Origin of the sequence: Salipaludibacillus keqinensis (assembly GCF_003226325.1) — a bacterium.
GTDB lineage: Bacteria > Bacillota > Bacilli > Bacillales > Salisediminibacteriaceae > Salipaludibacillus > Salipaludibacillus keqinensis.
This window is the reverse complement of record NZ_PDOD01000007.1, coordinates 24,679-42,835: the sequence shown is the minus strand read 5'-3', so window position 1 is coordinate 42,835 and position 18,157 is coordinate 24,679. Positions and strand designations below refer to the sequence as shown.

Annotated in this window: 17 protein-coding genes; all 17 read right to left on the bottom strand. The window is 41.3% G+C overall.

Annotation, left to right across the window (positions count from 1 at the left end):
- Positions 1-53: 53 nt before the first annotated feature.
- The gene (gene hpt, locus CR194_RS19810) at positions 54-593 is read right to left on the bottom strand and encodes a hypoxanthine phosphoribosyltransferase (RefSeq protein ID WP_110612329.1); all 540 of its coding nucleotides are present in this window, start codon (positions 591-593) and stop codon (positions 54-56) included.
- A 65-nt stretch (positions 594-658) separates the two neighbouring features.
- A complete protein-coding gene (tilS, locus tag CR194_RS19805; RefSeq protein ID WP_110612327.1) occupies positions 659-2,053 on the bottom strand; it encodes a tRNA lysidine(34) synthetase TilS in 1,395 nt (464 codons plus the stop codon).
- Positions 2,037-2,486 carry a threonine/serine exporter family protein gene (locus CR194_RS19800; RefSeq protein WP_110612325.1) on the bottom strand — a complete coding sequence of 150 codons (450 nt, stop codon included), beginning with the start codon at positions 2,484-2,486 and terminating at the stop codon, positions 2,037-2,039. The genes tilS and CR194_RS19800 overlap by 17 nt, the downstream gene beginning before the upstream one ends.
- Positions 2,487-2,497: 11 nt before the next feature.
- A complete protein-coding gene (locus tag CR194_RS19795; protein WP_199228213.1) occupies positions 2,498-3,256 on the bottom strand; it encodes a threonine/serine exporter family protein in 759 nt (252 codons plus the stop codon).
- A 58-nt stretch (positions 3,257-3,314) separates the two neighbouring features.
- Complete coding sequence (locus CR194_RS19790) at positions 3,315-4,295, bottom strand: serine/threonine protein kinase (RefSeq protein ID WP_110612322.1); 981 nt, start codon at positions 4,293-4,295, stop codon at positions 3,315-3,317.
- Entirely contained in the window at positions 4,261-4,995 is a 735-nt protein-coding gene (locus CR194_RS19785) for a vWA domain-containing protein (RefSeq protein ID WP_110612319.1), read from the bottom strand. Before CR194_RS19785 ends, CR194_RS19790 begins: the two co-directional genes overlap by 35 nt.
- Positions 4,996-5,090: 95 nt before the next feature.
- A complete protein-coding gene (gene spoIIE, locus CR194_RS19780; protein ID WP_110612317.1) occupies positions 5,091-7,568 on the bottom strand; it encodes a stage II sporulation protein E in 2,478 nt (825 codons plus the stop codon).
- Between the two features lie 318 nt (positions 7,569-7,886).
- Entirely contained in the window at positions 7,887-8,309 is a 423-nt protein-coding gene (locus CR194_RS19770; protein WP_110612313.1) for a S1 domain-containing RNA-binding protein, read from the bottom strand.
- A 75-nt stretch (positions 8,310-8,384) separates the two neighbouring features.
- Positions 8,385-8,771, bottom strand: coding sequence for an FtsB family cell division protein (locus CR194_RS19765; RefSeq protein ID WP_110612311.1), 387 nt, complete (start codon positions 8,769-8,771; stop codon positions 8,385-8,387).
- 19 nt (positions 8,772-8,790) lie between these two features.
- Positions 8,791-9,372, bottom strand: coding sequence for a spore cortex biosynthesis protein YabQ (gene yabQ, locus CR194_RS19760; protein WP_110612309.1), 582 nt, complete (start codon positions 9,370-9,372; stop codon positions 8,791-8,793).
- Entirely contained in the window at positions 9,369-9,656 is a 288-nt protein-coding gene (gene yabP / locus CR194_RS19755; RefSeq protein WP_408640772.1) for a sporulation protein YabP, read from the bottom strand. Before yabP ends, yabQ begins: the two co-directional genes overlap by 4 nt.
- 89 nt (positions 9,657-9,745) lie before the next feature.
- A complete protein-coding gene (locus CR194_RS19750) occupies positions 9,746-10,009 on the bottom strand; it encodes an RNA-binding S4 domain-containing protein (RefSeq protein ID WP_110612305.1) in 264 nt (87 codons plus the stop codon).
- The gene (yabN, locus tag CR194_RS19745) at positions 9,996-11,501 is read right to left on the bottom strand and encodes a bifunctional methyltransferase/pyrophosphohydrolase YabN (protein WP_110612302.1); all 1,506 of its coding nucleotides are present in this window, start codon (positions 11,499-11,501) and stop codon (positions 9,996-9,998) included. Before yabN ends, CR194_RS19750 begins: the two co-directional genes overlap by 14 nt.
- Entirely contained in the window at positions 11,494-13,134 is a 1,641-nt protein-coding gene (locus CR194_RS19740; protein ID WP_110612301.1) for a putative polysaccharide biosynthesis protein, read from the bottom strand. Before CR194_RS19740 ends, yabN begins: the two co-directional genes overlap by 8 nt.
- A gap of 116 nt (positions 13,135-13,250) precedes the next feature.
- A complete protein-coding gene (gene spoVT / locus CR194_RS19735) occupies positions 13,251-13,790 on the bottom strand; it encodes a stage V sporulation protein T (protein WP_110612365.1) in 540 nt (179 codons plus the stop codon).
- Positions 13,791-14,028: 238 nt separating this feature from the next.
- Positions 14,029-17,577 (bottom strand): transcription-repair coupling factor, encoded by a 3,549-nt coding sequence (mfd, locus tag CR194_RS19730; protein WP_110612299.1) that lies wholly within the window; start codon positions 17,575-17,577, stop codon positions 14,029-14,031.
- Between the two features lie 306 nt (positions 17,578-17,883).
- Positions 17,884-18,111 carry an anti-sigma-F factor Fin family protein gene (locus CR194_RS19725; RefSeq protein ID WP_110612363.1) on the bottom strand — a complete coding sequence of 76 codons (228 nt, stop codon included), beginning with the start codon at positions 18,109-18,111 and terminating at the stop codon, positions 17,884-17,886.
- Positions 18,112-18,157 lie beyond the last annotated feature (46 nt).

Genomic DNA, 18,157 nt, shown 5'->3' with positions numbered 1-18,157 from the left:
CGTCAAATACACTTCAATTATAGTATCATACAAATGTCTCAAATCACAATCAATTAACTTTGATAAATTTCAGGTTTTAAAATACCGACGTACGGGAGGTTCCGATAGCGTTCCATGTAGTCTAATCCGTATCCTACAACAAACTCGTCCGGTACAACAAATCCTGCAATATCCGGGTAAAGATCCACCGTTCTTCCCTCCGGTTTATCTAATAAAGTGACAATTTTAACTGATTTCGCTTTGCGGTATTCGAAAAGCTTGACTAAGTAGCTTAACGTATTCCCACTATCGATAATATCTTCGAGGATCAAGACCTCTCTGCCTTCAACGGAAGTGTTTAAATCTTTTACAATCTTCACTTCGCCTGAGGACACTAATTCGTTGCCATAACTGGAAACATCCATTAAGTCAAACTCGATATGCGTATCAATTTTTTGAATTAAGTCTCCCATGAATGGCAAGGACCCTTTGAGAATTCCTATAACTAACGGGAAGCGTCCTTCATATTCTTCCGTTAATTGCGCTCCTAATTCATCAATTTTCTTTTGAATTTCTTCCTCTGAAATCAAAATTTCCTGAATATCATCTCTCATAATTGTTTCGTAAGCCTCCTAAGAACATATGGTTAGTTTAAAAAGGTACATCTGATTTCTTTCATCTATGTATAGATGTCGTATGTCATCTGCACAACTCGAGTAGACGTTTCTGTTACGGTCGCAACTTTCGAACGTGTTAAAAACGGAACCCATAATATTGTACCATGACTATCGGTGACAATGGGCCAAAGATCACGATCTCTTTTCGGAACTTTATGATCTATAAACACATTTTTAATCTTTTTCGTTCCGTCTCCCCCTAGATAGGACATACGATCTCCTGGTCTCCTTGATCTTACGACAAAAGGGAGCTTCACTTGATCAATATCAATGGAGACACTCCATTTATTACCTTCCCGTTGATTATAAGCGGCCTCAACAACGGACAATGTTCCTAACGGTAAATCCACTTTACTGGGAATGTCCAACTGCTGTTCAGCAATGGTGTCTAATTGATTTTCCTTTTGTGAAGCACGTGTTAAGAAAAAGAGTTTATCGTAGGACTTTTCGACTGTGAGCCCATCAGGTAAGTGAAGGAGCGCAGAGGCGTGATTTTTTGTTAACAGCTCTTGGATGGAAGCAATATGATGACGGTCCATTCGCATCTTTTTTTTCGATAGATAATTTAATATTAGATGAATGGTTCTTCTTTGTAAAGCATTGGGTATTTCCCGAAACAGACGAGCATTTATTGATATTTCTCCTAACTTTCTGCCCTCCATGAGTCTCGAAAGCCAAGTTTCCGCTTCAGTTTGCATCCATTGCTCTTCTTCTGACCAAACTTCAGACTGCCACTGGAAGATTTCATGTGCTTTCGGATTTTCATGTTTAATAAACGGAAGGAGTTCATGGCGAACGCGGTTCCTTTGGTAGTGATCGCTCTCGTTTGAAGGATCTTCCCGAAATGGAACACCATACTCTTGGCAGAAACGAAGTAAGTCTTTCTTTTCAATACATAAAAACGGTCGAACGATATACCCTCCAGCAAAGGGGCGCTTGATCGGCATTCCTTTTCTACCGGAAAGACTTCCGCGAATTTGTCTCATAAGCATGGTTTCGATTTGATCGTCTCCATGGTGTGCCAACACTAGCTTATTGGCTTTCAGTGTTTTCATGAGGGTGGCGAACCACTCGTACCTGCAAAGGCGTGCTGCTTCTTGTGTGGTTAGTTGATCCTGCTTTTGACGGTGGATTACATCCGGTTCATGAAGGTAAAAAGGGAGTTCAATTTCTTCACAATAACTCCTGACAAATTGAGCGTCTTGTTTTGACTCCTCTCCTCTTAGGCCGTGGTCCACGTGAGCAACAGTTAAGGTGAAGTTTGACTCCTGCTGTTTCTGTTGGAAAAACTTCAACATGGCCATACTGTCGACACCTCCTGAAACAGCTAACAGCAAGTGATCTCCCTCTTGAATAAGATCATGTTTATCTAAAAAAGCATCAATGACCTGTTTCATACCGGTTACCTATTCCTTTCCCAAAGGAGAAGATGGATAATGCCAAAACTAGTCCTGCAGCAATGGCTCCTGCCTGCAGCATCGTTTCTACACCGTATTCCAAACCTTGAAGATAGTCTCCATCTACAAATGAAAGCATTGTAAAGTAGGCTCTACTTCCGGGCACTAACGGTAATATGCCCGGAATAGACAAAGTTGTAACCGGAATACGAATTTTTTTTGCTAATAAATGAGCAATCGTTGCCGCAGTCAATGATGCGATAACGGTAGCAAAAACCGTTGAGGTGCCCATGTTAATTCCCGTTTGGAGAACAAACCACGTAATGACCCCGATCCCTCCCCCTAAAAGAAGGGCTCGTTTAGGAACACTGAAAATAACACCAAATCCAATAATCGCACAAAATGTAATAATTAACTCAATGAAAAGGTCCATCGTGAGCCCCCTTATAGAAAAAATGAAATCGATAGCGCGATGCCACTAGCAATAGAAAGAGAGGTTAGCAAAGCCTCAACACCACGGCTCATCCCAGCTAATAAGTCTCCTGACAACAGGTCCCGCACAGCATTAGTCAAAGGTACGCCAGGGACAAGAGGCATGAGTGAACCAATGATTATTTGGTCTAAACTTAAACCTAACCCGATAAAAACAAGAAAGATGGCTACAGATCCTCCAACGAACGCCGCTGCAAGTTCTGCAGCGAAACGTACCTTTAAGTATCGTTCGAACTCTACGAGCGTCACGCTGGCCATGACAGCGGCAATATAGGCAGGCAATAAGTCTTGCAGCCCACCTCCAAATAAGTATGAAAAACCGCTTCCCGCTACCCCTGCTGCTAGATGAATCAACCATATCGGATAATGGATCGGTGCTTTATGAATCTTTTTTAGTCTCGCATCAGCTTCTTCAACGGTCAATTCTCCAGCTGTAAATTCTCTGGATACTTGGTTTACTTCAGTTACTTTATTTAAATCTTGCATTCGGTCATCCACTCGGACCATTTGCATTAAATCTTCTTTTCCTTTTTTTTCTTCGAACGAAAGGAATATACCGGTTGTTGTTGCAAAGCAATGAACATTTGTAAACCCTGCAGCACGCGCCATTCTCTCTAATGTTTCTTCCACGCGATACGTCTCAGCTCCATATGTGAGCATGATTTCACCTGCTAACAGGCAAATATCCATGACTTCATCAGCCGCTTTCATCATCCTCTTCGCCTCCTATCTCTATGGCGATCTTCTATTTGCATACAATGGGAATCATTTATCCCAACAAGTATAGAATATATAGGAAAAGAAGAAAAGAGGAAAAAACCGCAGTCTCTAACGTACCTTTATATTTTCTTTCCATTCTCACGTTTGAAACCCTTTTATGAGCTCTTTTTTTATGAGTTGGCTTCATTCTTACATGCATTTTTTCAGGAGTGGAAACTGTAAGTTTTTTTTTCATCACTTTCATTAAATCTACTTTCATTTGCGACGCATCATCATAACGATGTTCAATTGCTTTAACAATCACATCTCTATATGGAGATAAAGACGGTTGATGCTTTAGTTTATCTAGCAACTCTTTCTTTCCACCATTTATTCTTTGAAATCGCTTAGGATAGCCAACATTCATGATCAGCATCGCCACGGCAAAGAGGTCATACGAAGGTTCTGCTTTTCGATCTCCCAATCCCCAGTAACCACGATCAAAAAATTCTGTATATTCTTTAATCGATCGGCCCATTTTTGTCATTCCGCCGACATCAATCCACCTCAGTGAAGGTGTTTTTTGTGTAACAATTAAATTTTCTGGCTTCAGATCACCAAATACCCAGCCAGATTCATGAAGAGCGGATAGATCAGTCAGTAATTGAATTAAAAAGAGCGCCATCCATTCCTTCCCTCTTTTATTGATGAAAGAAAGAAAAGGCTCCCCATCTATATATTCCATCACATAAAACGACGTTGATCCGTGGGCCCCCTCCAAGTCATCCATATCTACAAAGAAAGGTCCAAGGGAAACCCCTCGGACCTTGGAAATCTGCCTTAGAGCCCTGACTTCCGATGAAACCGACATAGATTCCCGCGCCACTTTCATCGCCACAGGCTGCCCTGTTCTATTTGCTAAATATACTTTTCCTATCGCTCCTTCTCCTAACAATCGAACGATCTGGTATTGATTGCCGTGCCAACGCCCCTTAATCATCTGGCCCGGGCGAAAATTACATGCCTGATTCTTCGAAGTAGGCTGTCTCATCTCCTGTAAACCCTCTCTTCATTCGCTTCGAGTGCACACGAATGGCCTCCATAATTGCGGGTCCTGTAGGTGTGACTCCTGAAGATGATAATTTCTTAAAGGCTCCTTTTAATGAATCCATTTCAGGAGTCCACGATAACAATCTCTCTACTTCCTCTCTTTTCCCGGGAAATGAATAAAGACAGAAATGGTTCTCACCTGAACGAGAGCGAAGACTTAATGACAGATCTAACAGAGCTTCCTGCACACGGGGAATTTTATTCTTCATACTAGCACTCGTATCTACGAGAATAAGAATATCAAGATTCGCTGTTTCTCCTAATTCGTCAACGACTTCCATTAGTTCTTCTCTTTTCTCTGGTTCGAGATCTTCCACTTGGCGATTTGCTCCTAGAATCTGCTGAATCTCTCGATTAACTACCCCGTAGATCGTTTGCGTCATCGCTTTTCTAGTAACCATTTGCACAGTGTGAGACAAGTGTTTTGCATAAACCACATCACTCATTCCACCGCCCGCTTTTGCGATTTGCTCCACTTCCGTCATCCCTCGTTCATCCTCGTCGCCTTCGTCCATAATTCCAATGACATTCACAGAAAATCCTTCTTCTTTCGCCAGCCCAGCCATGGCCACGGGATCTTCTCCTGCGTTCGAACATCCGTCTGTAATTAATAAAATTTGTCTAATTGTCGCTTTATTCATTCTGCTCTCTCCAATCTTGTACTTTAGAAAGTTCGCACTCTCATAAAGGTGTTTCTACTATCTTTTACAAGATTGAGAGGTGTTATACGTTCCCTTTATGCCCAATTTCTTGATGTGGAGGCAATCGTCGCCCATTTTGGTACGAAGTGATCTATTTTCGCAACCAAAACCGTCATATCATCGTGTATTTCTCCGTTGCATTCGCGAATCATTTTTTCCATTAGCAAATCTGCTACTTGTTGTGGATCAGAGGTTTTCATTTCTCTAATCATTCTCTTCAACCAAATATCAGTGTTCTCTACATGTTGGGGAGCCTCGTAGATCCCATCACTCATTAAGATCAATAAGTCCCCTGCTTTTAACTGTTCAGATACCACATCTACATCTACTTCTTGAATCATTCCAATAGGTAAGTTCCCCGCCTCCACGGATATGACTTGTGTTCCCCGCTTAATAAAGCTGGGGGTCGATCCAACTTTTAGAAACTTAGCCATGCCGTCCTGTAAATCAATGATCGCTAAATCAAGTGTAGAAAAAACTTCTTCACTAGACCTAAGAGATAAAACTGAATTAATCGATTTAATGGCAACCGTTTCATCAATACCTGATTTCAATATACGTTTTAGCAAATCGATTGTTTCTTGACTCTCAATATGTGCTCTTCTCCCGTTACCCATGCCATCACTAATTGCCATGGCGTATTTCCCTTCACCCAGTTCCATGGTAGAGAAACTATCACCTGAGACCCACTTTCCTCCTTTCGCCGTATGAGCAACCCCTTGATCAATGAAAAAGGCTTTTGTCGATCCAAATAACACTTTTGCCTCCGTGCTAGAAGGCGATATGGGTTCAGACTGTTTGACGACAATCGCTTCATTTAAAATATTTGACAGTAAAGGCGCTACCACTTTTTCCGCTTCATTGTAGCGGTTAGACGGTAAAATCATTTCTACGTCCACATTGCCAGGGTCCAGTCCATAAATATCCACCAGGTCTACATTGATTCCCACATCATTTAATGCTTCTTTCATTTCTTCTTCTTGCAATTCATGGACTTTCTTTTCCCGCTGAATGTCACGAGCGAAATCACCCATGACTTGAGATACCCCAATAAGTTGATCTGCCACTAAACGTCTGCTTTCCACCAGTTGAGCCCTTATTCGTCTCTCTACTTCCCGCTCCTTTAGCTTTTCTTGAATCATATGAATGACTCTTTCATCTGTAAGACAGTGTTTTTTCCAACCTGATAACAGAGAGCGGTTCTTTACTTCCCCTCTGCTCTCGCATTCTTTCATGATCTGTTCCATATAACCGTAAGTATTCTCAAAATCCCTAGACCAGCATTGTGTTTTTCTTACACACATTTGACACGTATTTTCTGTTACACCACTTAAAAATAGATCCACTTCTCGTTCCTTTTCCGTATCTTCATCTTTTTTATCATGAAACGAAAAGCTGTGAGAGAGACTAAGGAACAATTCAGAAAACTGCTCTACCTTTCCCGCTGTCATATCCCTTATTTTACGCAAATATTTCTGCTGTTCCTGAGCATGCTCGGCTGTTCCAGGTATGTAACTGGCCAGCCTTTCCGTCCATCGTTTCGGTGTAAGGAAGAACAAAGCGATCGCCGCTACACTCTCATATATAGTTAGCGGTAACGAAGATTGGTTATCAGCATACATAGCCATTAATAAACTAGCCACCAACAAACCAGCAGCAACAGATACCTTTTTTCCTTCTTTTAATAGCCCTCCTAGTAACCCAGCAAAGGCAAGTAAACTCATGGAAAACAAATTCGCTACCGTGGCTAACGAAAGAATCAGCCCCATAATCACCCCTACAGTTGCCCCCACCGTCGCTCCTCCTACAAAGGCAAACACCAATACAATGTACCGGGCGATCACGTGCTCAATAGATAACTGATAAATCAACCAGCCGACCGTCCCCGTTAGCAGTGACCCTAGCAAAATCACAAGGCAAACCACTTCTTCATGTTTTAAGCTCATATGTTTACGTCTCTCTAGGAACAAGGGAACACTTTGGAAAAAAATCAAAGTAATTACCGTAGCTAGTGCTCCTTCTACTGTTGCAGTTAGTAGATGATACAAGGAATACTCCCCCGGCAACGAAAGGCTGATAAAACGAGTGATTGCTACCGCTAAAAACACCGTTACTGGTAAAAACATTTCTTTTTTATCCAGTTTTTGCATTACGCTTTGCAATAATAAATAGACGAGTATGGCTATCGTTGTATGTCCGGCGTAAGTAAACGACAAACTGGTGGAACCTGCAATAAGAGCAAAGGCTGCAGGCAATGTCAAACTTCTTTTCCACTTGAAAATAACGGCTAGAAATGGAATCGTAAACGGTAAGAGTTGCAAAAGGATCACTGCTCGTCCTAATAAGAAACCGATCGCAAGCACCATCAACAAACTTTGCCATGCCCCTAACTTTTTCTTCACCTGCACATTTTCCACTTTTGGCTTCCCCCTGAACCACCCCCAAGTGTTTACCACGCCAACAGAAGAAACAGCTTGTCCATTCATTTTCGTCACTCCACTTCGGTCGATCATATTCTCCACCACTCCTGTCCAAAGTTCGTCTTCCTATTAAAACATGATTTATACGAAGAATTTGTCAAAGAAATGGAGTGAACAAAAAAAACTCTTCGACCAATATCTACGGCAAACGTCCGTGAATCAGAATATAATACAGAAAGATGAAAATGCTGGTGTTGAAAGGATAGGAGTGAATATTATTTTGACAATAAAAAGTATCCTTGACCAAATCTTTATTGGCACAAACAAAAAGTCGCCCTTCGGAACATCGTTCATAGACGATGTTCCGAAGGGCGACTCACAATTCAATCTATATAAGTTTTAGCAGTAAGGTTATCCCCGTTTGGAGTTACGTCCCCCACGTTTCGATTCGGTATTCCGTTTCAATGAGGAAAGACGTTCTTCACTATCCTTCAAGAAGCGGTTCATTTTATCTTCGAATGAAATCGGACGTTGATCCCGCTGTTTCGATTTCGGTGACTTTCGCGGCGGCCGTCGATCAGAAGGGGGAGACTTCGGCTGATCTTTCGCTTTACGAATGGAAAGGCCAATTTTACCGTCTTTCTCCACATTCATGACCTTTACAGTCACTTCATCTCCAACACTTAAAAACTCGTTAATCTCTTTCACATAACTGTCCGCAACTTCACTAATATGGACCAGTCCCGTGGCTCCACCTGGCAATTCAACAAAAGCTCCAAAATTCGTTATTCCAGTCACTTTCCCTTGATACTTACTGCCTACTTCAATGGACATGTAAAAAATGCTCCTCCTTCATGGACCTTAAAAAATATCATTTTTTTACATTATACCGATTGCCCAAGATCTCTGTCAATCACTGTTCGTTCCAGATCGTGGAAGTTGAAAAAGGGTTTCACCCGGCTTTGTGAGGAAATAATCTCTTCTAGCCAATTCAGCAATATATTCTGGGTCATGTAGCCATTCTATTTCCTGAGTCATCCTTTGCTCTTCTTGCTGCATGGTTGTCAGTTCATCTTCTAATTGCTGGTTTTGTTGTTGTTGGTTTTGGATTGAAGCATGTTGCTGAAAAAGAGTAACGCCAGCAAATAGCATGAAGATAGCGAGGAAGAATCCAAACACGGTCAATCGGCGAAGTAAACCTTTACGTCGTCTTTTTCTTTGCTCATCTAACAACGCTTGTTTTTCCATGTATTCAGACGATAGTCGCCGAATCTTAGCTTTATTGCCCTGTTCCATTCTTGTCACCTCTCCTCACTTATTTTTTCTTTTTAGAAAGAAAGCGCTGTCGAACACTTTTGATCTGGTTCCTCAACCTTTTTCTATGTTTTATAAAAGGTTGTCCACATTTTATATCGGTATATCTTACCACCATTAATATAGGTCTAAAAACCCATATCAGTAAAGTGGATACAATTTTCCATATTGCTATTGTTAACATCATACCTAAACGACCTAGCAGTTTCAATAATCCTTTTGTTGGATTTATAAGAAATATATAGATACAACGTACAATGAAGTGAATGATATGATGAATGATTCGTAAGCAACTCTCTAATATTCGACGATATGTTGTTTCAAATAAAGCCCGATAAAGGGCATAGCCAAGCATCACTGCCAGCAATAAATAAACTCGAACTTCTCCGTGATTGATGTGGAGTAAGATCCCAAAGTAAATGAGCGCTTGTGCCACCCAAAATAGAAAGTCATTGACGATCCTTGTTTTTCGAAAAGATGTTCTCTTTCCAAGAATCCGTTCGTACGTATCCAAGGAAGTAGCTAACCCAACACCCATCGCTATACTTGCCAGTAAAGAAGTCAATTGAACATCTAAACTCACTTAAATAACTTCCCAAACAAGCCTTTTGATTTCTCGCCATGATGTTGATCTAAGTAAACAAGGTCATCTATTCTACCTTGAATAGATACTTTTCCTTCTTCCACATCTAAGTTTTTCATTTGCAGGTTATGACCACGGATTGATAAAAAACCCATATCAGTTTCCAACAGAAATTCCTCACTATCAAAGCTTTCGACTTGTTTGACTCCTGTCAGATCCAAGTTCTTCCGCGAACCAAGTACAAGTTGATGATCCCGGTTTTTTCCTGTTGATCCTGGTTGCATATATTCGTATGATCGATCCATCCCCATCCTCCTTCATACCCTCTTTACCGTAAATGTATGCAAGGGAAGGGGAAATAGAACAAGCCTTTCTAGTCGTTATTTACGCGTTCCTCTTTCAGAATCGTATAAAACGTCGCTGCATCTTCTTTTTTTGCTTTCTCTTCGATTCGGTCAATTTGCAGTTTAATATGCTTTTGACCAAACATTACGTCTAATTCGTCGCCGATTTTCACATCTGTCCCTGCCTTAGCTTTTTGACCGTTCACCTGGACTCTCCCTTGATCAGCTACCTCTTTTGCCATCGTCCGCCGTTTAATCAAACGGGAAACTTTTAAATATTTATCTAGTCGCATCTCCATTTCCTCCCTTTTCTTCTTGTTGCTTTGCTTTCTCCCATAGAGCATCTAATTGTTCTAAGGATTGTTCATCAAGAACTTCTCCTTGTTTATCAATCTCTTGCTCGATGAAGCGGAACCTTCGTGAAAATTTACCATTTGTTTGTCTTAAGGCTTCTTCCGGATCGATCTTATGGAAACGAGCTAGGTTCACAAATGCAAATAACACATCTCCAAATTCTTCGACAGCCGCTTTATAAGATCCTTCTTTTATCTCATGTACCCATTCCGCCAACTCTTCTTCAAGTTTCTTCCACATGGGTGCTTCTTCTCCCCAATCAAAACCAACTTTCGCAGCTTTCTTTTGGAGCTTGTAAGCTTTAAGTAAATTAGGCAGTGATGCTGGAATACCATCTAATATAGAAAAATTCCCTTCGTCATTTCTACCTGCGTCTATTTTTTCTTGCTTTTTAATGTCTTCCCAATTAGAGAGGACCTCTTCTGTACTATCGGCGGTCGTATCGCCAAATACGTGAGGGTGTCTGCGAACCATTTTTTCTGTGATCCGCTCGATCACATCTTCCATGTTAAAGTATCCGTTATCTTCGCCGATTTGAGCATGAAGAAGGACTTGTAACAACACATCGCCTAATTCTTCAACGAGATGTTCGTCATCCTCTTCATCAATCGCTTCTAATAACTCGTATGTTTCTTCAACCAAATACCTCTTTAGTGATTCATGCGTTTGTTTCTTGTCCCACGGACATCCATTGGGGCCACGAAGCACTTTGATGACTTGGCGTAGTTTGGTAAAGTCCCGATATAATATAGTTTCTTGCTTCACTGGTGGAAGATACACGGCAGTTAAATTACTTAACGAAGTGACTCGATCAAGATCATAGAGAGGAATATGAACGATTGACTGTTGTTTACTTCCAGCTGCGGTTACTACAGCTACTTCATAGTCAGCAGGTAAACGTTCCATTAACATCAACTTCACTTTTGAAGCGCTTAGCTGATCGTACACTTGACCGATAATCACATGTTGAGTAAGAACCAGTTCTTCTGGCTTCACTGTTAAACCGTCCACAAGTTGAAACCCTTCAATAGGATCTATTTCTAGCGCACCGAACATCGCATCTAAAAAGCTCTGACCGCCTTCCAGTTCAATGTTCACCTCTCCTTTTAGTTTAAGTAAGCTTTGCACAGTAGCTTCTGCTACCATCGGATGCCCTGGAACCACATAAATAATAGACTGTTTACTATCTACTTGGCGAAGCAGTTCAGTGACAATTTGCTCATATACATCTTCGAATTTGTCATGAGCTTCGTATACATGGTCGAAACTATGAAAGACCACTCCTTCTTTCTTTAATTCTTCGATCACCGGGTGACCTTCTGTCCGCACGAAGATTTCCTGACCACCATTTAGTAACGCTCGATAGACGCCCAAAGGCATCTGCGCCAAATCCCCTGCACCTAAACCGAGGATACGGATCGTTTTATTCATGATCATTGCCTCCTTGAATATCTGATTCTTTTTTTTCATAAGGGAATAGCCGTCCAATCTTCGGCAAACTCTCCCATTCTTCTTGTTCAAATAAACGCAGCTTATAAATAAACCAAATAAACATGACAGCACCTATACAAGCGCCTGACAAGGAAATGAACGTATCACTCCCTCTTCCTCCAGTAACTATGAAGCCAATCCCATACTGATATACGAATACAATAAGGGTCATCCCGCCTATGCTTGCAATCCACCTCCACCAAAAACGAAAGGGCTCAAGCTTCCATAGAGAGAACCGAACGAGTATGACAAGCGAAAGAACCGCCATGACAACAAATGGAACAGATGAACTAATTGCCGCACCATATATATTTATCTCTGGAATGAAGAGCACATTCAATAGCCCTTTCAACATCAAACCTCCAGCTAAAACGAGTACAGAAACGAGTGCTTTGTCAATGGCGTATAGTAGGGCCGCACACGTCATAAATATAGCGCCGAACAAAACAATGAGGGCCATCACTTGCAAAGATAACGTTCCTTGTCTATCCATAAACATCATAGAATTTAAATAGGGCATGATGGCGATCATCCCTGCGGTTGCCGCCCCGCCAAACACGATACACATTTTTATCGATCGGGCGATTTCAGTTTGCACTTCAATCATTCGCTTTTCCTTGTAAGCCCGTGTAATATGGGGTATCGCCGCATAAGAAAACACGGTAGTGACGACTGCACCGAATTGAATGAGTGGCCACCCTCTATCATAAACCCCTTTAGCAGCGGCAGCTTCTCTCACGGTCCAGTCGTTGAATTCTAAGAGTCTAAGTATAGTGAATGAATCGACCAATTGAAAGATCACCAGGGCCATAGCACTGACCGATACGAATGTGCCTGTTATAAATAACGCCCTAAGGTCTTCTTTCCAGCTAGTGGGAAGCGTCCAATGAATACAAAAGCCAGAGACCGGATGCTTGGTGTGATTCTTCTTCCAAACGAAACCGAGAAGCGTTATTGCAGCCAGTCCCCCCAGCAATGCCCCGATCCCAGCAGAAGTTCCAGCTGCATAAGGATTTTGGCTCTGCATCGCCACCCATGCAACGCCTAGAATAACGACCACTCTGATCGTTTGTTCGACAACCTGGGAAAGGGCTGTGGGGGTAGCCATTCCCAATCCTTGATAAATTCCTCTGCTCATAGCTAAGAAAGGAATGAGAAAAAAAGGTACCCCCATCCACCGAATCGCAGCTGTCAATTGTGGATCGCCCATCAATGTAGCAATAGTCTCCGCAGCACCAATAACAAGAATACCGAGCGTCCCTTGCACCACCAGTAAACATATAAAAATAAATAATAGCCTTTGAGATAGCGTCTTCCTATAAGACAGACCGATTTTCGAATCATGTCCTGCCACTAATTTAGCAATTACCAGAGGAAAACCGTAAGTCCCTAAAACAAACACCACTCCATAGATAGGATAAACTTGTTGGTAGACATAAAAACCTGTATCACCAGTAATATTTTGATAAGGTATTTTGTATAAGGCACTTAGGCCTTTTACAACAAGGGCAGCTAACGATAAATATAATGCCCCCTTCACCCAAGATTGCTTTTTCACTTGACCATCATCCATGGAAAGAAGACCTCGCTATTCCTAATAATTCCTTGTCATTATAGCACATAAACAAGAGAATATTGAAAGCGGCACTTGCATCATATGCAAGTGCCGCTTTCAGCTAACCGATTGATTTATTGCTCCATTTGTCTAGCTAAGAACCCTGCTGCGGTCTCAGATAGTTTCTGTTCCACTTCTCCAATCTTTCCGCTCCCTTTACTCACTAACACCACTGCACCAATAGGGTCCCCGTTAGCAATAATCGGTGCTATACAATACCCGTCAAGGGATTCATTCATATCCCCTTGAATCACATAATCTCCTGGTGAAGATTGCACGTCGGTGCTTCGACCATCCATCGATTTTTCAATTAAATCACTAATTGGTTTATTATGGTAGTCCTTCTTTGATCCGCCCGCTACTGCGATATACGTATCTCTATCTGCAATAAGGACAATATGATTCAAACTATCATATAACGCTTCAGCATACTCTTTTGCAAAATCACCAAGCTCCGAAATAGGTGAGTATTTCTTTAAAATGACTTCCCCGTCCCGGTCTACAAATATTTCTAGTGGATCGCCTTCACGAATCCGGAGTGTTCTTCTTATTTCTTTTGGGATAACTACACGACCTAAATCATCAATACGACGAACGATGCCCGTTGCTTTCATCACATACATTGCCTCGCTTTCTTTGGTGTAATCTCAAGATGCCTTCATGTAAGCTTTGAATGAATCAGAAACTTGTCCTTATTATCCGATAAATAAAAAGAACTATTCACCAATTTAAGAATAAAATTGTTAAATTACCTTGTTCACACAAAAACAGCACCTATTATGAAGATCATAGGTGCTGGTATAAGTTCTAATATGGTCGTTTTTTCTAGAATATGACATACATCAATGACATTTATGCGTTGGCTACTTCATCTTTTTGAACTTCATCCAGTTTCGACAGGACTTGTTCTAAAATTTTCATGTATTTACTGTCATCAATGGATTTCGTTTTCAAGTGAATCACAATTTGACTTCCAGCCATGGATAAGTGTAATTTAGGTGAAATTTTGTTCACAAGTGTAAACAGTTTCGAACCGTCAATCCTGCTCGTCGTTTCTTCACTTAAGACCACTTTACACTGTTGATTTTTCTCTGAAATAGAATCTATTTTCTCCTGTTTAGATAACAGTTTGATTTTAGATACTGAGAAGAGGTATCCCACTTCTGATGGATATTCCCCAAAGCGATCGATCATTTCATTTTGCAAATCTAATAAGTCCCGTTGAGACTCCAATGATTTAAACCGTTTGTACATATCGATTTTTTGCTTTGAGTCTGGAATGTAAGATTCAGGAATATACGCATCTACCTTTACATCCAGTTCAATCTCCGGCTCTTTCGGCTTTTTCGGTTCATGTTTTTCGGTAGATTCTTTTCGCTCATCAATTGCTTCTTTAAGCATTTGAGAATACAAATCGAACCCGACCGAAGCAATAAAACCATGTTGCTCTGCACCAAGAAGGTTCCCTGCCCCTCGGATCGATAAGTCACGCATGGCTATTTTAAAGCCTGACCCTAGTTCGGTAAATTCTTTGATTGATTGCAGGCGCTTCTCTGCCACTTCAGTGAGTACCTTGTCCCTTTGGTGAGTGAAATATGCATAAGCTACCCGGTTGGATCGCCCAACACGACCTCGCAATTGATAAAGTTGAGAAAGCCCCATCCGATCGGCGTTATTGATAATAAGTGTATTAACGTTTGGGATGTCTACGCCCGTTTCAATAATAGTTGTCGTCACTAGTACCTCTGTATTTCCCTCGAGGAAATCTAGCATTACCGTTTCAAGTTCCGTTTCAGTCATCCGTCCGTGAGCGAATTGGACGTTCGCTTCAGGTACAAGCATAGAGATTTTGTCGGCCATGGACTCAATATCTTCTACTCTGTTGTACAAAAAGTAAACTTGTCCACCTCTTGCCAATTCCCTTTCGATCGCCTCTCTTACTAGAGATTCATTGTACTCTACTACGTAAGTTTGTACAGGAAAACGATTTTCTGGTGGTGTTTCAATAACGGACAGATCTCTCACACCAAGCATGGACATATGCAATGTTCTTGGGATTGGCGTAGCCGTCAACGTCAAGACGTCAACGTTCGCTTTCAATTGTTTGATTTTCTCCTTATGCGTTACTCCAAAACGTTGTTCTTCATCAACAATTAACAGCCCTAAGTCTTTGAACACAATATCTTTTGAAAGAAGCCGATGAGTGCCGACTACGATATCACACGTTCCCTTTTTCAATCCTTCTCCCGTTTGTTTCAGTTCTTTCCTTGTTCTGAAACGGCTTAATAGCCCAATATTTATCGCGAAATCTTGGAACCGCTCCCGAATCGTTTCATAATGCTGTTGAGCTAATATCGTAGTAGGAACAAGAATAGCGACTTGTTTGCCGTCCATGATCGCTTTAAAAGCCGCCCGCAATGCAACTTCTGTTTTACCATAGCCTACATCTCCGCAAAGAAGACGGTCCATCGGTCGTTCTCGTTCCATATCTTTTTTAATTTCTTCGATAGATTGTAGTTGATCATCCGTTTCCTGGTAAGGAAAAGATGCTTCAAATTCCTGTTGCTCCGGGCCATCTTGTGAAAAGGCGTGTCCTTTACTCCGCTCCCGCTCAGCGGAAACTTTAATTAAATCTTCGGCAATATCTTGTACAGAAGATTTCACTTTTTTCTTCACTTTTTTCCAATCGCTTCCACCTAGAGCGTACAGCTTTGGATTCGCGTCCTCTGAGCCGATATACTTTTGAACTTGGTCAATCTGCTCCACTGGAACATAAAGTTTGTCATTTCCTGCGTATGAAATATGCATATAATCTTTATGAATGTCGCCTACTTTCAGCGTATCAATACCTAAGTATTTTCCAATCCCGTGATTCACATGAACGACCCAGTCGCCTACTTTTAATTCTGAATAACTTTTAATTCGTTCCGCATTAGACAATTTTTGTTTTCGTTTCGGTTTTCTCGTTTTCTTTGTGAACACTTCTTCTTCTGTGATCACAATCATCCGCTGTAAAGGAAGTTCGAATCCTGTCATGAATGAACCGACAGAAATTTGTGCTTGGCCTTTGACCGGTGGAAGCTCACTGCCAACAATGGCCGCTTCAATCTCGTAGTCTTCTAAAACACTTTTCATTCTTTCCGCCCTGTCTTTATCTGCACAGATAAATGAAATAGAATAGCCAGCTTCTTTCCAACGGGTAACTTCATTTTTCAGCAGGTTGAGCTGTCCGTGGAAATTTTGCATCGTTTTACTTTGGATATTCACGATATTCTGTGGGTTCGTTGAGGGAACATGTCGCAAAAACAAACTCAAAAATAGTTTAGGTGCCGCTGTTTCTTGAAGAATATGATCCCATGATTGAGACATTTGTAGATCAGCAACCGCAGCTCCTTGAGAAAGCATCGTCGTCTGCCAGTCTGCCTCTTCTCTCTCTAAGTTTTGAACGACTTCCTGCACACGACTCACTTCATCAACAAAAATAGCCCCACCTTCAGGCATATAATCAATTAAGGTATGGTTTTTTTCATAATACATAGACATATACTTGTACATACCATCGAACATCACACCTTGTTTAAGCCAATCAATTTCAGTTCCTGCTTGTTCGGCAAGTTTTTCCTTCACGACAGGATCCTTCATCTTTTTCAAACTAGCCGCCAACTGACTTTCCAACTTTTCAGCTCCCCGCTGGAAATCTTCGTCGTTGAGCAAAATCTCTTTTGCTGGACCAATGGTTACTTGTTCTTCTTGTGAAATAGACCGCTGTGTTTCCACATCAAAGAAACGGATCGAATCAACCTCTGTATCAAATAACTCGATACGTATTGGATGTTCTTCCGTTAAGGGATAAATATCAACAATTCCACCCCTAATACTTAGTTGACCTGGAGCTGAGACCATCTCTACGCGCTGATAGCCCATTGAAATGCATTCTGTCAGCATCGAGGTAAGCTCCATCTCTTCCCCTACTCGAAAAAGAAACTGTCTTTCTTTCCACATCGAAGGAGGCGGTAGAAGTCTTCTTACTCCTGCCACTGGAGCAATAATGATCGCATTATGATTTGCTCCCCATTGATTAAGCGCCTCAAGTCGTTGTCCCCTCATTTCCGGACTCGCCACTGCTACTTCAGAGGAAATTAATTCATTGACCGGATATAAAAAGACGTTTTCTCCTCCAACAATGGTAGAGAGGTCATCAAATAGTTTTTGAGCTTGAAATAAATTGTGCGTGACGACTAATTGCGATTTTTCTGTTTTTTTGTAGATGGCTGCCAATATCAAAGATCTTGCCGATCCCGTTAATCCTGACACCATTTGTTCAGATAAGTTAGCCTCTAAACCAGCTACAATACTTGATACATCATCACCATCGTATATCGTATTTATTAATCCTTCCAAGGTTTTCCCCACCTTCTTCTGACTTATCCTAGGTTTAACCGAAAAGGAATCGTCGAAATCATCTATTCTTGCTTGTTTAGTAATCAACCGATGGTACGTTTCCAATCTAAATACAAGATACTATTCATAACCAAGGGCTCTTTTGAAAATCACTCTTGAGGTATGCTTACAAAAGAATTGGTTCAATTCTTTTGTAAGCATACCTTTTATGTTCATTATACGCGAATGAACAGATGAAGTTCACTGCTCTTCAAGTACTAGAAAAATGCTTTGGCAGCACTTGCCAAAGCTTGTCGAACCTGCTTTTTAATGGAGAAAGGACTCTTGCTCATGGTAATTCGGATATTCTATGAGCGTTTGTTCACAATCTTCACAAATGGTTCGGATATGAACATGACCTTCTTTGTCATATTCAATCATTTCTTGTTTTTCCTGTTCTGTCAATTGCTGAAGCCCTAGTTGTCGACTATCCACTGCTGAATCAATCAAGCCCACTTTACTATTGCAATGCCGGCAATAATAATGCACAGCCATGTCTTCACCTTCCTTCACCGAAACCTGTATCCTATCCATATAGTAT

Coding starts and splice junctions, on each gene's coding strand:
- CR194_RS19725 (WP_110612363.1), bottom strand. CDS start 18,111: ATGGCTGTGCATTATTATTGCCGGCATTGCAATAGTAAAGTGGGCTTG.
- hpt (WP_110612329.1), bottom strand. CDS start 593: ATGAGAGATGATATTCAGGAAATTTTGATTTCAGAGGAAGAAATTCAA.
- CR194_RS19740 (WP_110612301.1), bottom strand. CDS start 13,134: ATGGATGATGGTCAAGTGAAAAAGCAATCTTGGGTGAAGGGGGCATTA.
- spoVT (WP_110612365.1), bottom strand. CDS start 13,790: ATGAAAGCAACGGGCATCGTTCGTCGTATTGATGATTTAGGTCGTGTA.
- CR194_RS19770 (WP_110612313.1), bottom strand. CDS start 8,309: ATGTCCATTGAAGTAGGCAGTAAGTATCAAGGGAAAGTGACTGGAATA.
- yabP (WP_408640772.1), bottom strand. CDS start 9,656: ATGCAACCAGGATCAACAGGAAAAAACCGGGATCATCAACTTGTACTT.
- CR194_RS19765 (WP_110612311.1), bottom strand. CDS start 8,771: ATGGAACAGGGCAATAAAGCTAAGATTCGGCGACTATCGTCTGAATAC.
- CR194_RS19790 (WP_110612322.1), bottom strand. CDS start 4,295: ATGAGACAGCCTACTTCGAAGAATCAGGCATGTAATTTTCGCCCGGGC.
- spoIIE (WP_110612317.1), bottom strand. CDS start 7,568: ATGATCGACCGAAGTGGAGTGACGAAAATGAATGGACAAGCTGTTTCT.
- CR194_RS19750 (WP_110612305.1), bottom strand. CDS start 10,009: ATGCGACTAGATAAATATTTAAAAGTTTCCCGTTTGATTAAACGGCGG.
- tilS (WP_110612327.1), bottom strand. CDS start 2,053: ATGAAACAGGTCATTGATGCTTTTTTAGATAAACATGATCTTATTCAA.
- yabN (WP_110612302.1), bottom strand. CDS start 11,501: ATGAATAAAACGATCCGTATCCTCGGTTTAGGTGCAGGGGATTTGGCG.
- CR194_RS19785 (WP_110612319.1), bottom strand. CDS start 4,995: ATGAATAAAGCGACAATTAGACAAATTTTATTAATTACAGACGGATGT.
- CR194_RS19795 (WP_199228213.1), bottom strand. CDS start 3,256: ATGAAAGCGGCTGATGAAGTCATGGATATTTGCCTGTTAGCAGGTGAA.
- CR194_RS19800 (WP_110612325.1), bottom strand. CDS start 2,486: ATGGACCTTTTCATTGAGTTAATTATTACATTTTGTGCGATTATTGGA.